13 protein-coding genes and 1 tRNA gene are annotated in these 13,736 nt (G+C 65.9%); 10 read left to right on the top strand and 4 right to left on the bottom strand.

Features of this window, described 5'->3' with window-relative positions; translation table 11 throughout:
* The first annotated feature begins 15 nt into the window (after positions 1-15).
* The 4 genes from ribD to ribH are packed head-to-tail and all read left to right on the top strand — an operon-like array spanning position 16 to position 3,419.
* Positions 16-1,161 (top strand): bifunctional diaminohydroxyphosphoribosylaminopyrimidine deaminase/5-amino-6-(5-phosphoribosylamino)uracil reductase RibD, encoded by a 1,146-nt coding sequence (gene ribD, locus B047_RS0100965; RefSeq protein WP_018465093.1) that lies wholly within the window; start codon positions 16-18, stop codon positions 1,159-1,161.
* Entirely contained in the window at positions 1,142-1,741 is a 600-nt protein-coding gene (locus tag B047_RS0100960) for a riboflavin synthase (protein ID WP_026234462.1), read from the top strand. The genes ribD and B047_RS0100960 overlap by 20 nt, the downstream gene beginning before the upstream one ends.
* Positions 1,738-2,958 carry a bifunctional 3,4-dihydroxy-2-butanone-4-phosphate synthase/GTP cyclohydrolase II gene (locus B047_RS0100955; RefSeq protein ID WP_018465091.1) on the top strand — a complete coding sequence of 407 codons (1,221 nt, stop codon included), beginning with the start codon at positions 1,738-1,740 and terminating at the stop codon, positions 2,956-2,958. Before B047_RS0100960 ends, B047_RS0100955 begins: the two co-directional genes overlap by 4 nt.
* Entirely contained in the window at positions 2,955-3,419 is a 465-nt protein-coding gene (ribH, locus tag B047_RS0100950; RefSeq protein WP_018465090.1) for a 6,7-dimethyl-8-ribityllumazine synthase, read from the top strand. Before B047_RS0100955 ends, ribH begins: the two co-directional genes overlap by 4 nt.
* 51 nt (positions 3,420-3,470) lie before the next feature.
* Here the strand turns inward: ribH and B047_RS0100945 are convergent.
* Both B047_RS0100945 and B047_RS0100940 read right to left on the bottom strand, forming a co-directional pair.
* Positions 3,471-3,544, bottom strand: a tRNA-Gln gene (locus tag B047_RS0100945).
* 214 nt (positions 3,545-3,758) lie between these two features.
* Positions 3,759-4,721 (bottom strand): 4Fe-4S dicluster domain-containing protein, encoded by a 963-nt coding sequence (locus tag B047_RS0100940; RefSeq protein WP_018465089.1) that lies wholly within the window; start codon positions 4,719-4,721, stop codon positions 3,759-3,761.
* A 96-nt stretch (positions 4,722-4,817) separates the two neighbouring features.
* Here B047_RS0100940 and B047_RS0100935 point away from each other — a divergent pair, with 96 nt between their 5' ends.
* The 6 genes from B047_RS0100935 to hpf all read left to right on the top strand — a co-directional run bounded on the left by B047_RS0100935 (position 4,818) and on the right by hpf (position 11,473).
* Complete coding sequence (locus tag B047_RS0100935) at positions 4,818-5,894, top strand: bifunctional 3-deoxy-7-phosphoheptulonate synthase/chorismate mutase (RefSeq protein ID WP_018465088.1); 1,077 nt, start codon at positions 4,818-4,820, stop codon at positions 5,892-5,894.
* Positions 5,895-5,993: 99 nt separating this feature from the next.
* The gene (locus B047_RS0100930) at positions 5,994-7,313 is read left to right on the top strand and encodes a S41 family peptidase (RefSeq protein WP_018465087.1); all 1,320 of its coding nucleotides are present in this window, start codon (positions 5,994-5,996) and stop codon (positions 7,311-7,313) included.
* Positions 7,314-7,416: 103 nt separating this feature from the next.
* A complete protein-coding gene (locus B047_RS0100925) occupies positions 7,417-8,157 on the top strand; it encodes an ABC transporter ATP-binding protein (protein WP_018465086.1) in 741 nt (246 codons plus the stop codon).
* 11 nt (positions 8,158-8,168) lie between these two features.
* Positions 8,169-9,827, top strand: coding sequence for a putative ABC transporter permease subunit (locus tag B047_RS0100920; protein ID WP_018465085.1), 1,659 nt, complete (start codon positions 8,169-8,171; stop codon positions 9,825-9,827).
* Positions 9,828-9,869: 42 nt separating this feature from the next.
* Positions 9,870-10,556 (top strand): cell division ATP-binding protein FtsE, encoded by a 687-nt coding sequence (ftsE, locus tag B047_RS0100915; RefSeq protein ID WP_018465084.1) that lies wholly within the window; start codon positions 9,870-9,872, stop codon positions 10,554-10,556.
* Positions 10,557-10,909: 353 nt separating this feature from the next.
* Positions 10,910-11,473: a ribosome hibernation-promoting factor, HPF/YfiA family gene (gene hpf / locus B047_RS0100910; RefSeq protein WP_018465083.1), complete on the top strand. Its 564-nt coding sequence runs from the start codon at positions 10,910-10,912 to the stop codon at positions 11,471-11,473.
* Between the two features lie 123 nt (positions 11,474-11,596).
* Here hpf and B047_RS0100905 read toward each other — a convergent pair whose 3' ends face one another.
* Together B047_RS0100905 and B047_RS0100900 are read right to left on the bottom strand one after the other, a co-directional pair.
* Positions 11,597-12,850 carry a murein hydrolase activator EnvC family protein gene (locus B047_RS0100905; protein ID WP_018465082.1) on the bottom strand — a complete coding sequence of 418 codons (1,254 nt, stop codon included), beginning with the start codon at positions 12,848-12,850 and terminating at the stop codon, positions 11,597-11,599.
* Positions 12,847-13,707 carry a cell division protein FtsX gene (locus B047_RS0100900; protein WP_018465081.1) on the bottom strand — a complete coding sequence of 287 codons (861 nt, stop codon included), beginning with the start codon at positions 13,705-13,707 and terminating at the stop codon, positions 12,847-12,849. The genes B047_RS0100905 and B047_RS0100900 overlap by 4 nt, the downstream gene beginning before the upstream one ends.
* Positions 13,708-13,736: the final 29 nt, after the last annotated feature.

Genomic DNA, 13,736 nt, shown 5'->3' with positions numbered 1-13,736 from the left:
CCTGGCGTGGAGGCTATGTTCATGCGCCAGGCCCTTGACCTTGCCGCCCGGGGGATGGGGCGCACCAGCCCCAATCCCCCGGTGGGTTGCGTCCTCGTTCGCGAAGGGCAGGTCGTCGGCGCGGGCTTTCACCCGCGCGCCGGGGAGCCCCACGCCGAGGTGGTGGCCCTCCGCCAGGCGGGGGAGCGGGCCAGGGGGGCGACGGCTTACGTCACCCTCGAGCCCTGCGCCCACCACGGGCGCACCCCACCTTGCGCGCAGGCGCTGATCGAGGCCGGGGTCTCCCGCGTGGTGGTGGCGGCTCTAGACCCCAACCCCCTGGTGAACGGACGTGGGCTCGAGCAGCTCGCCCAAGCGGGGGTGGCGGTGACGACGGGGCTCCTGCGGGAGGAAGCCGAGCGGCAGCAGGAGGTCTTTCGCCACTGGATCACCCGCCGCGAGCCCTTCGTCGTCTTCAAGAGCGCGCTGACGCTGGATGGAAAGACCGCCACCTCGACCGGCGACGCCCGCTGGGTGAGCACGGAGGCGGCCAGGGAGCGGGTTCACGTGCTGCGTGACGAGCTCGATGCGGTGGTGGTGGGGGTGGGCACGGTGTTGGCCGACGACCCCGAACTCACCTGCCGCCTGCCCTCACCCGCCGTCCCCTCGCGCGTACCGCGCGACCCGGTGAAGGTGGTGTTCGACTCCTTAGCCCGAACGCCGCCCCAGGCCCGGCTGTTTCGGGCGGGGCCGCGTGGGGAAGCTGCGCGGGTGCTGATCCTGACGACCGACCGGGCCGAGGGCCGGCGGGTGGAGGCGTTGCGCCGGGCCGGCGCCGAGGTGGTGGCGCTGGAGGCGGGTCCGGAGGGGCGGGTCAGCCTGGCCTCCGCGCTGGAGTTGCTGGCAGCGCGGGGCCTGATTGGGCTTCTGCTCGAGGGCGGCTCGAGGCTGGCCGGTGGCTTCTTCGACGCGGGCAAGGTGCGGAAGGTCGTGGCCTTCATAGCCCCCAAGCTCGTGGGGGGCGGGGGCCCTACGCCCGTCGCCGGGGCCGGTGTCGCGCGGATGGCCGACGCCGTGCGGCTGGAGCGGGTGCGGGTGGAGCAGCTTGGAGAAGGCGTGATGATCGAGGGCTACGTCCCTTGGCTCGAGCGGGGAGAGGACGATGTTTACAGGGATTGTTGAAGAGGTGGGCCGGGTGCTGGCGGTCCGCGAAGAGGGGGGAAACCGGGTCGTCACCATCGGGGCGAGCAAGGTTTTAGAGGGCATGCGCGTGGGGGACTCGGTTGCCTGCAGCGGGGCCTGCCTCACGGTGATGGCCTTCGACCAGGAGGGCTTCAGCGTGGCCCTCTCGCAGGAGACCGTGGCCAAGACCGCGCCGCGCTGGGAGGTGGGCTCGCGCCTCAACCTCGAGCGGGCCATGCGGGCGGATGGACGCTTTGGCGGTCACCTGGTCAGCGGGCACGTCGATGGCACCGGCACCGTGGTGGCCGTGTCGCCGCAGCCGGGGGCCTGGGTGGTCGAGGTCGAGGCCCCACCCGCGCTCAGGCCCTACCTCGTTCCGAAGGGGTCGGTGAGCGTGGATGGGGTTTCGCTCACCGTGGTGGAGGTGCGTGGCGGGGTTTTTTCGCTCTGGCTCATCCCGCACACCCTCGAGGTCACCACCCTGGCCGAACTCGCGCCGGGTGCGGTGGTCAACCTCGAGGCCGACCTGCTGGCGAAGTACGTCGAGCGCATCCTGCAGACGCGGGAGGTCCTCCGATGAGCCCTCTCGCCTCGATCCCGGAGATCGTCGCCGAGGTGCGGCGTGGCCGCCCGGTGCTGATGGTAGATGACGAGGGGCGCGAGAACGAGGGGGACTTCGTGGTCGCCGCCGAGCACGCCACGCCGGAGGTGATCAACCTGATGATCCGGGAGGGGCGGGGCCTGGTCTGCCTTGCCCTCACCGCCGAGCGCGCCAGAGCGCTGGGCCTGGAGCCGATGGTCGCGCACAACACCGACCCCAACGGCACTGCCTTCACCGTATCGGTGGACCACCTCTCCTGTGGCACCGGGATCAGCGCCTTCGACCGTGCGGCCACCATCCGCGCCTGCCTCGACCCGGCCACGCGCCCCGGCGACCTGCGCCGACCGGGGCACGTCTTTCCCCTCGTGGCCCGCGCCGGTGGGGTGCTGCGCCGCGCCGGCCACACCGAGGCGGCGGTGGACCTCGCGCGCCTGGCCGGTCTCGAGCCGGCAGGGGTGATCTGCGAGGTCGTGGCCGAGGACGGCCACATGGCCCGGCTGCCGCAACTGCTCGAGCTCGCAGGACGGCTGGGGCTCAAGGTCGGCACGATCCGCGACCTCATCGCCTACCGTCGGCGTAGCGAGACCTTCGTTCAATGTGAGGCCCAGACCCTCCTTCCCACCCCTTACGGCCTCTGCCGGCTGCTGGGTTTCCTGGACACGCTGGATGGCGGCGAGCACCTCGCCATGGTCATGGGTGAGGTGGGCGATGGGAAGCCGCCGCTGGTGCGCGTACACAGCGAGTGTCTTACCGGCGACGCCCTGCATTCGCTGCGCTGTGACTGTGGCGCGCAGCTCGACGCCGCCCTGCGGGCCATCGCACGGGAAGGCCGGGGCGTGCTGGTGTACCTGCGTCAGGAGGGGCGCGGCATCGGGTTGTTGAACAAGCTTCGGGCCTACGCGCTGCAAGACCTTGGGGCCGACACCGTGGAGGCCAACGAGCGCCTGGGCTTCGCGCCAGACCTGCGCGATTACGGCGTGGGCGCCCAGATCTTGCGCGAGCTGGGGGTGAGCCGCTTGCGGCTTTTGAGCAATAACCCGCGAAAAGCGGCGGACCTGGCCGCCTTCGGACTGGAGGTGGTGGAAACCGTGCCGCTGCTGGCCGGCCACAACCCGCACAACCGGAGGTATCTGGAGGCTAAGCGGCTCAGGCTCGGGCACCGCCTGGAGTTCAGGGGTGCGGAGGGGTTGCCATGAGGGTCAACGAGGGCAAGCTGATCGGCACGGGGATGCGCTTTGGCATCGTGGTCGCGCGCTGGAACGACCTCATCACCCGCCGACTACTGGACGGAGCGGTGGGTGCCTTGAAGGCCCACGATGTGGCAGAGGAGGACCTCGAGGTCGCTTGGGTCCCCGGTTCCTTCGAGGTGCCCCTCCTAGCGCGCGAGATGGCCCGGAGCGGGCGCTTTGACGCGGTGATCGCCCTCGGCTGTCTGATCCGCGGGGCCACCGACCACTACGCCCTGATCGCGGCCAGCGTCACCAGCGCGATCCAGCAGGCGATGCTCGAGACGGGGGTGCCCATCGCCTTTGGGGTGCTCACCACCGACACCATCGAGCAGGCCGTCGAGCGGGCAGGCACCAAGGCGGGCAACAAGGGTGCGGAGGCCGCGTTGGCCGCGCTCGAGCTCGCGAACCTGATGAAGCTCTACCGTTGAGAAGCGATAGCATGGAGGCGCACCGAGGTGCGCCTTCTACGATTTGCGTGCTGGCTGGGGCACGTGGACTCGAACCACGACCGACGGTTCCAAAGACCGTTGTCCTGCCATTAGACGATGCCCCAACATCGCCAAGGCAGTATTGTAGCCAGCTCAGGAGTGCGTGTCAAACGCAGCCTGTTTTGGGCGGTACTTTTGGGCTGATGGTCTGGTATTGGATATCTGTTATATCCGCATTCAAAAAGATAAAAGACCTTCAGAGGCTATCTTTATTGAATCCTAGAGCCCTCCCTTCGGGGGCGGCGTCCCCGTTCGGGAACGAACTGACCGAATCTGGTATTACAGGTCGTACCAAGGGGGCGTACCCCGGTAGAGCTCGAGCTTCTCTCCCAGCACCTCTTCCTTGCTCGCCTGCGTCAGGGTGATCACCTGCGGCGGGCAACTGCTCACGCAGGCGCCGCAGCCGGTGCAGGCCGCCACGTCGAGCTTGAGCACGTATTCGTCGCTGAGGCCCTCGACCACCTCGCGCTGACGCTCGACCGCGTGAGTGGGACAAACATTGGTGCAGACCGGGCATAGTGTGCAGCCTTCGGCCACGTTAATTTTAGGCCAGCGCACTTCCTCGGCCCGTCGTGCGGCGAGCAGCCGCAGGCGCAGCTCGGCGGGCAGTTCGGGGGCTTCTTCCTCCAGGGGGATGGGCAACTGCGGTACCAGCTCGGCGGCGCTGCGTCTGGCCCCGCCGAGCATGGCCCCGAAGAACTCGCGGCGGCCTACGGGTGAGCCTGGCAGCTTGTCGAGGGTGAGGCTGACCTCGAGGCCCGGATAGAACTTGCGGGCCTCCTCGGTAGCCCACTGCACCTGGCGCAGCACACCCTCCCCGCCGATCCTGCACTGCGCGCAGTTGCCATGGGCCAGCGTGAGCTTCCCCAGGCGGCTGCCCGCCTCGGCCAGGAGGCCCGGCGTGAGCTGCCCCAGGCAACGCACCTCCTCCCCAGCACCGTGGGCCTGTGAGCAGCGCACCTGGCCCTTGCCCCGGTGCAGGGCTTCTTGCAGCGGACCCAGCGGGAATTCCAGCGCTGTCCCTGGGCATACCTGCGTGCACAGCCCGCAACTCGTACACAGCGCCTCGTCGATTTCGACGGTGAAGTTGGAGAGGTCGATGGCCTGGTGGGGGCATACCGCCTGGCACCGATCGCAGCCGCCTACCGAGTTCTTCTCCAGCAGGCACCTCGAGCGGTGGAACTCGGGGGTGGGATCGGTGAGTTTGAGGAAGGCCCCCAGGAGGTTTTCGAGCAGGCCCATGCCTCAAGCCTACTGCCTCGAGCATCGGGTGACAAAGCCCAAAGCCGCGCTTTGGGGATTCGACGCCGGACCCCCTCTTGGTATACCATTTGGGCTATGGATCAGCGCATACAGGACCTCCGTGAGGAAGTGGACCGGATCAACCGGCAACTCCTGGCCTTGCTCTCCGAACGCGGAAAGCTGGTGGCCGAGATCGGGCGGGTGCAGACCGAGCTGGGCATCCCGCACTACGACCCTAAGCGCGAGGAGGAGATGCTGGCCTACCTCAGCGCCGAGAACCCCGGCCCCTTTCCCTCCGAGACGATCCGGCGGCTGTTCAAGGAGATCTTCAGGGCCTCGCTGGACCTCGAGGAGCGCCAAGACCAACAGAAGTTTCTCTATTCACGCAAGCTAAAGCCCGAAGATACCAAGGTGCAGGTAGGTGAGGTGGTCTTCGGCCAGGGTAAGCACCTCATCGCCGGGCCCTGCTCGATCGAATCCGAGGAACAACTGATGGCAACCGCCCGTTTCCTGGCCGAACGCGGCGTTAGGGTACTGCGCGGAGGGGCTTACAAACCGCGCACCTCTCCTTACGGCTTCCAGGGCATGGGGAAGCCCGCGCTCGAGCTCGGGCGCAAAGCCGCCGACGCTTACGGGATGGTCTTCGTGACCGAGGTGATGGACACCCGCGACGTGGAGCTGGTGGCCCACTACGCCGACATCCTCCAGGTGGGCACCCGCAACGCCCACAACTTCGCCCTGCTCAAGGAGGTGGGCAAGGCCAGTAAGCCGGTGCTGCTCAAGCGTGGCTTCGCCCAGACCATCGAGGAGTGGTTCTACGCTGCCGAATACATCCTCTCGCAGGGCAACGGGCAGGTGATCTTGTGCGAGCGTGGCATCCGCACTTACGAGAAGTGGACCCGCAACACCCTCGACCTCTCCGCCGCCGTCCTCGCCAAACAGGAGACCCACCTGCCGGTAGTGGTGGACGTAACCCATGCCGCCGGACGGCGTGACCTGCTGGCCCCGCTGGCCCGTGCCGCTCTGGCCGCCGGCCTCGACGGCGTCCACGTGGAAGTGCACCCCAACCCCAAAGTGGCCCTCTCCGACAACGAGCAGCAGCTCGACTTCGCCCAGTTCGATGAGTTTCTCACCGCCATTGGTGACCTGATGCCCCAGCCGGTGGCGCGGTAGCCGAATACCCATGACGCCCCCCGATCACCGGTTATCGGCGACGCGCAGGTGTACCGGCCGCAACTATTTTTCTCACGGTCTACCCTTAGCATGGAGAGCATGAGGCGTTTTTCCTGGCTTCTCGTGGGGGGTGCGGTGGTCGCAGCCCTGGTCTACGCCCAGATCGGGCGTCCGAACGCCGAGGCTTTCCTGCGCAACCGCAACGGTCAGGCCTTGGTGCAGACTTATCAGCTCATTCAGGACGAGTACCTGCAAAAGCTCGACCAGAAAAAGCTGGATGCGGTGATTCAGGGCGGCATTCGCGGCATGATCGGCGCCCTCGACGACCAGTTCACCAGCTATTCGGCTCCTACGAGCAGCTCCATCCGCAGCCAGGATTTGCAAGGGGAGTTTTACGGCATCGGCGTGAGCCTTTCGCTGCAACCGCCCAAGGGGGGTGGAGCCCAGATCATCGGGGTGACCCGCGGGCTGCCGGGCTTCAACGCCGGGTTGAGGGTGGGCGACATCATCACCGAGGTGGATGGCCAGGACGTGACCAAGCTCGAGGTCGACGAGATCGTGGCCAAGATCCGCGGCCCCAAGGACACCAAAGTGACCATTGGCGTGCGGCGTGACGGCAGCAACGCGGTCATCAGGTTCGAGATGGTGCGGCAGAAGGTGGAGATCATCTCGGTGACCAAGGCCATCCTGCCCGGCAACGTGGGCTACGTGGCGCTCGAGACCTTCGCCAACATCAAGGTTTTCGATCAGCTCAACGCCGCACTCAAAGAAATGCGCGAAAAGGGCGTGAAGAAGCTGATCTTCGACCTGCGCGATAACGGCGGGGGCCTGCTCGACCAGGGCTGCCAGGTGGCCAGGGCCTTCATCAAGGAGGGGCCCATCGTCTACACCCGCTACCGCACCCAGACCAAGCTCTTCTGCGAGGCCAACGGGCAGGTGCAGTGGAGTGGGCCGATGGTGGTGCTGGTCAACGGCAACTCGGCCTCGGCTTCAGAGATCGTGGCCGGAGCCATTCAAGATAGCGGGCGGGCCAAGATCATCGGGGAGACGACTTTTGGCAAGGGTGTGGGCCAGAACGTCATCGACCTGCCCAACGGCGGCGAGCTGACGCTGGTGACCTTCGAGTGGCTTACCCCCAAAAAGCGCGCGCTCAACAAAGTGGGAGTCAAGCCCGACATCGAGGTCAAGGACACCCGCTTCGAGGTGCCGCTGGCCTTCGAGGGCACCGGAGCCAAGCCTGGTGAGACGGTTACGCTGAGCATCGGCGGCAAGACCTACAGTGCCAAGGCCGATGAAAACGGCAAGTTCACCTTCAGCCAAACCCTGCCGCCGCGTCCTCAGTCTGAAGACCGCGGCCAGGCGGTGCTCGAGCTGGAAAAAGACGCCATCTTGCAGCGGGCGCTGGAGGAGTTGAAGTAATACCGGACAAGCCCCAAGCAGGGTTAGGGCTTCTTAAACGGGCGCGAAAAGCAAGATTTGCACCACTCATTCTCGATCTGGGGCTTTAGGCTTTAAACCAGCGATGATTCGGCTGGAGAACCTCGGCAAGCGTTATGGCAAATTCGTGGCTCTGCAGGGGCTTGACCTCGAGGTCGCCCCTGGCGAGACCGTGGCCCTCCTAGGTCCCAACGGAGCGGGCAAGAGCACGACCATCAAGGCGCTGGTGGGGCTGCTCAAGCCCACCTCGGGGCGGGCGTTGGTGGGCGGGGTGGATGTGTGGAAGGAGCCGGTGAAGGCCAAGGCCCTGTTCGGTTACGTGCCCGACCGACCCTATCTCTACGGCAAGCTCTCGGGGGCCGAGTTGCTGCGCTTTGCGGCTGGGGTCTACCGCATCCCCAAGGCCGAGGCCGAGCGGCGCATCGAGGAGCTGCTTAGCGAGTTCCGCCTCGAGCGCTTCGCTTCCTCGCTCATCGAGACCTATTCCCACGGCATGCGCCAGAAACTCTCGCTGGCCTTGTCGCTGCTGCACCGCCCTGCCGTGCTGATCCTCGACGAGCCGATGGTGGGCCTCGACCCTCACGCCGCGCGGCAGGTGCGAGAGCTGCTCAGGAACTACGCCACGGGGGGGCGGGCCGTGCTCTACGCCACCCACCAGATGCCCCTGGCCGAGGCGGTGAGCAGCCGGGTGGCCCTGATCCACCGGGGAAAGCTGTTGGCCCTGGGCGCACCGCGCGAGTTGCTGCACAAGCACGGTTCCCAAGACCTCGAGGAGTTCTTCATCCGCCTTACCGAGGACGCCGCCCTCGAGCCCATCCTGCAGTAAAGCCCGCTGCCATGCTTGCCCTGCGTGCCCGTATCCTCTACAACACCTTCCGCCAGTCGCCCGCCACCACCGCCATGGGGTTCTTGCTGGCTTTGGGCATGGCCTACCTGGCCTGGAGCGGCACCACCTGGTTCTTAGAGTTCATCACCCACGAGATTGTGGGGAGGAGCCCGCTGCTCGAGCGGGTAAGTGCGCTGTTCACCCGCAACGTGCTGGTCGAGCGCATCGTGGGTGTGCTGCTGCTGGTGCTCTCCTCGAGCGTGGTGCTCTCGGCGCTGCCCAACGCCATCGCCGTGCTCTACAGCTCCGAGGACCTGCCCATCTTGCTGGCGTTGCCCCAGCGTGCGGCCAAGGTTTTCCTGTTCAAAGTGGCCGAGACCTTCGCCACCACCGCTCTGCTCCCCGCGCTCTTCACCTTGCCTGTCGTCTTCGCTGTGGGGGCTTTTTACCACGCCCCGTGGTTCTTCTACCCGTCTGCGCTGCTGGTGGTGCTCGCGCTCTATGCCTTCCCGGTGGCCCTTGGGGTAGGCCTGGCCCTCCCGCTGGTGCGCTTCGCCCCGGCGGGGCGGGCCAGGGAGTGGGCGGCAGCGGTGGGAGCGGTGTTGGGGGGCGGTCTGATCTTTCTGTTGCGGGCCGTGCGCCCCGAAACCCTCATCCAGACCAACTTCGCCGACCCCGACGCGCTCGATCGCTTCCTGCAGAGCTTCCGCAACCCCGCCGCGCCCTTCTTGCCCTCCAGCCTGGCCTCCGACGCCCTCGACGGCCTGATGAAGGGCCGCTTCACCCCGGAGTTCTTCGGGCTCATCGGGCTCTCGCTGCTGTTGCTGGGGCTGGCCGGGTTGGTGGCGGGCTATGCCTACCAGATCGGCTGGGTGCGGGCTCTGGAGGGTACCGTGCAAGAGCGAGGCCTGAAGGGGCCGGGCTTTTGGGACCGGCTGGGTGCGAGCAGCCGGGCAGGGGCCTTGTGGGTGCGTGACTTGCGGCTGTTCTTCCGCGATGCTAACCAGGCTGCCCAGCTCGTGCTGGTGGGGGTGCTGGTGCTGCTGTACACCACCAGCTTGCAGTTCATTCCCCTCGAGGGCGAGCGCTTCCGCGTGGTGGTGGGCTTTTTGCACCTGGCTTTCCAGGGCTTTGCGATCGCCGGGGTGGGCGTGCGGCTGGCCTACCCCCTGTACTCGCTCGAGGGGCCCGGCTTCTGGCTGGTCCAGACGGCCCCGCTCAGCCGCCTGACCCTGCTGCTGACCCGCTTCGGGTTGGCCTTAGCCTTCCTGCTCCCGCTGGCGCTGCTGCTCGGCCTACTCTCTCCCCAGGTGATCGGCCTGGGGGCCAACCTGACCCAGATCTCGGTGGCCATCGCGGTGGCTTCGGCCATCGCTTCGGCGGGGTTGGGTGTGGGGNTGGGCTCGGCCTTTCCCCGCTTCGACGCCTCCAACCCCGCCGAGGTGCCGCTGGGCTTGGGTGGCTTGCTGTACATGGGCCTCTCCCTTTTGCACTCGGCTTTCCTGGTGGTGCTGGCGGCCCGACCGGTCTACTTGTCCTTCAGCAGCCGGGGAAGCTACCTCATGGGCCCCGAGGGCCCCTTGTGGCTGCTGCTTCTGGCTGCCGCAACCCTTTTGCCCGTTCTGGCCGCGCTGGCATTTGGCTACCGGCGTATGGAGAACCCGGCTTAAGGCCGCACATCCGCCTCACGCCGGGCTTTTATACTGAGGGCCATGATCGGCTTCCATCGGGTGACCCTCGAGTACGCTCGCACCCAGACCAAGGCACTCTACGACATCAGCTTCGAGATCAAAAAGGGGGAGTTTTGCTTCTTGGTCGGTCACTCGGGGGCGGGGAAGTCCAGCCTGCTTTCGCTATTGTTGAAGCGGCTCGAGCCCACCAGTGGAGCTATCTACTTCGGCGGGGAAAACCTCAGGGCCCTACGCGGCGACCGCATCGCCCTGCACCGGCGCAAGATCGGGGTGGTGTTCCAAGACCACCGCCTCTTGAAGGACCAGACCGTCGAGGACAACTTGCTGTTCGCCTTGCGGGTGCTGGGGGTGCCCAAAGCTGAGTGGGAGAATCGCGTCACCCGCGTGCTGCGACTGGTGGGGTTGGTCCACAAGAAGCGCTCTTTTCCCGAAGAACTCTCGGTAGGTGAGTCCCAGCGCGTCGCCATCGCCCGCGCCATCGTTGGTGATCCCCCGGTGGTGCTGGCCGACGAGCCCACCGGCAACCTCGACCTGACCAACGCCATCATGGTGCTGGAAATCCTCAAGTCAATCCACGCCCGCGGAGCTACGGTCATCGTGGCGACCCACTCCCGCGAGCTGGTAGAGGCCTATCCCCAGCGGGTACTGGTGCTCAAGGCCGGGCAACTCGTACGCGACGACCGATCGGGCAAGTACAGCCTGAGCTGAGCGTCGATGACCTAACGCCAAACGCGATGGCAGTGGCTTCTACGCACTCCACCCTGACCCTCCCCGCCCAGGGGGGAAGCGCCCAAAGGACATCTTGCGCATGACGCAGGAGTACGACCGGCGTTTTGCCTGGCACCCAACTTCTACCCTACACCCTTGCTTGGACCGGATCAAGGCCGGAAGACTCTACCACCTGAGCGGGGCCGGCGGTAGGATAAAGCACCTAAAGGTTGAAGGCACCCAGTGCAGCCCGCGTGTAAGGGCGGCAGAATCCCCTTCCACCCAGGGCACCTTTAGGGAAAGGGTTCTGGGATGGGTCTCGAGTCCTCGTCCCGGCTTCCAAGGAGGGCCAGATGAACATTTACAAACTGGTAGGCCGCAACATCGAGATCACCGATGCCCTCAAGAATTACCTCGACAAGAAGCTCGAGCGCCTCGACCGCTACATGAACGGCATCGTCGATGCCAAGGTAGTCCTCTCGATGGCGACGGCCCCTCGTGTGGAGAACCGCGCCAAGTGCGAGATTCAGATCAATGTTCCCAAGGGCATCGTGCGGGTAGAAGAGTCTGACCCCGATATGTATGCGGCCATCGACAAGAGCGTCGATCGGCTGGAGACCCAGCTCAAGCGCTACAAGGAGCGCCACTTCAACGGTCACCATGCCGCCGCCCGGCGGCAGGCTGCCCTCAACGCTGCCCCTCCTACGGCGCTGTTCGAGCCCGAAGAGGAGGAGGCCACCCCCCAGATCGTGCGGGTCAAGCGCTTTGCCGTCAAGCCCATGACCCCCGAGGATGCCGCCATCCAGATGGAGGCTCTAGGTCATGATTTCTTCGTCTTTCGCAACGCCGAGACCGAAGGCTTTGCCGTGATCTACCGCCGTCGTGACGGAAACTACGGCCTGATCGAACCCTCCTAAACTCGAGCCAAAGCTCCGGTGCGGCCACTGGCCGCACCATCTGTCATGAAATCGTCGTACGCCGTACGCAAAACGCTAGACGCCGAAGATCGACCCTCGACGCGCTTTGCTTATTCGGCAATTTCAGTAATACCTCGAGGGGTCAACCTGCACGCCGTCGTTGTTGGCCACGGCGAACCACAGCGTATCGGCGGGGATCAAGGCGGCACCTCCTGTATAGCCGATGCGCTGGCCCTTGCTCACCTGCTGCCCCTTCTGCACCAGCGGAGATTGCAGGCCGATGTAAAAACTCGTCACGTTGCCATGGGCGATGATGACCCACCAGCCCGTGTTGCTGACGGGATACTCGTCCAGCACGACCCCGCTGGCCGCCGCGACCACCGGGCTGAAGTCAGCGGGCCCCTGGATCACTTGGTAGGTGCCCTGTAGGCCAAAGGGTGCGACGATCCTCCCGCCAGGGACCGGGAATTGCAGGGTGCCCACGATGACGTTGGGGATGATGGCGACAGGCTCGAGGCCGGGGCTGTTCTGCTGGCGGCGGCGCTCGGCGGCTTCGCGCTCTCGCTGCCGACGGGCTTCCTCTTCGCGCCTGCGCCGTTCTTCGGCCAGGCGGCGCTGTTCTTTGGCGATGGCGGCCACCACGTTGTTGAGCTGGTTCTGCAGCTCGTTGCGGGCTATGAGCGACTCGCGCAGCAGCACCTTGCGCCCTTCGGCCTGCTGCCGCAATGCCGCCAGGGTGGCTTGGAGCTGGCTGCGGCTGGCGGTGAGCTGATTGATCTTGTTTTGGCGGTCGGCTTGCTTGGCGTTGAGGTCGCGTACCAACAGGATCAGGCGCTGTTTTTGGCTGTCTAGCTGCTCGAGCAGGAAGTTGATGCGCTGGATGAGGCTGGTCTGCTGGTTGCCGAGGTAGCCTACCCACCTGGCCCGCACCGAGAGGTCGGTGAAGCTCTGGGCCTGCAGCAGCGGCAAGTAGCGCCCGGCCTGCTCGCGGTAAAGGCTGTTGATCAGGGCGGCGAGACGCTTTTTTAGGTCGGCGAGCTGGGCCTCGTTCTGGGCGATCTCGGCTTCGGTTTCCCTGACCTGCTGCTGCAGGAGGTTGATCTGTCGTCCCAGATCGGCCCGCTCTTTCTCCAGCTGCTGGATCTGCCCCTCCAGGGACCTCAGGTCCCTCAGGCGCTGGGCGGTGAGGGCGTCGAGGTTGGCCAGCTCGCGGTTGAGTTTCTCGATGCGCTGCTGGTTGGCTTTTTGTTGCTGCAGGGTCTGCTGGCGCTGGCGCTCGAGCTCGCTGAGGCTTTGCGAGAACACGCTGGCGAAGGACAGGGCGCACAGCGCGAGGAGGGGCAGGCCCCAGATTCCCCGGACGCCGCGGCACTTCATAAGTCGCTCTCCTTGAGGTGAGCGCGGCTCGACAGATAGGCCCCACCTACCCCTAGGATCACCGCCAGCAGCACCAGTGCTCCAGCGGCCAGCAGCAGATCGTTGGTGCCCAGGACCGGTAAGAAAGGGAGCAGTTGTTGCAGGGCCGCGGCTAGGAACCTGTAGGCCAGCAGACCCAGCCCCAGCGCCGCCAGCGAGGCCAGCAGGGTCAGGAACAGGCCCTCTACCACGAAAGGTCCCTGAATGAAGCGGCGGGTGGCCCCCACGAGCTGCATCACCCGCAGCTCCTCGCGGCGGTTTTCGATGGAAAGCCGGATGGTGCCCATCACGCTGAAGAGGGTGTCTAACAGCAGCAGGCCGATTAAAATTAGCGCCGCCATGCGCACCCCACCCAGCACCTTCAGCAGTTGCTCGGTGATCTCACCGCCATAGGTCGTGCTCTCGATGCCCTCCAGGCGCTCGATCTTGCGAGCGGCGGCGCGCACTTGGTTGGGGTTTTTGAGCACTACCCGCAGGGTATTGGGAAGGGGGTTTTCGATGAGCTCGCGGGCTTGGGAGAGGTAGGGGTAGGAGAGCTGGAGCTGGGCTAGGGCCTCTTCCTTGCTCACGACCCTGACCTCGAGCACCTCGTCGAAGGCGGCGATCTGCTCGCGCAGGGCGTTGACGTCGCTATCCGGCTTGAGGAAGGCCGCGATCTCGACCTCGCGCTCGAGGGAGCTGACCACCTTGCCCAGGTTCCACAACACCAGGCCTAGCAAAAACAGCAAGGTAAACGACACCAGCGAGGTGGTGAAGGTGGCGAGAGCGCTGGTGAGGTGATGGCGCAGCGCACGCAGCGCCTGAGAGATGGCGTACACGCCCCTCAGTCTAAGGGTCAATAGGCCAG

This window comes from Calidithermus timidus DSM 17022, assembly GCF_000373205.1.
GTDB classification, from domain to species: domain Bacteria; phylum Deinococcota; class Deinococci; order Deinococcales; family Thermaceae; genus Calidithermus; species Calidithermus timidus.
This window is presented reverse-complemented; position numbering and strand designations above follow the sequence as displayed.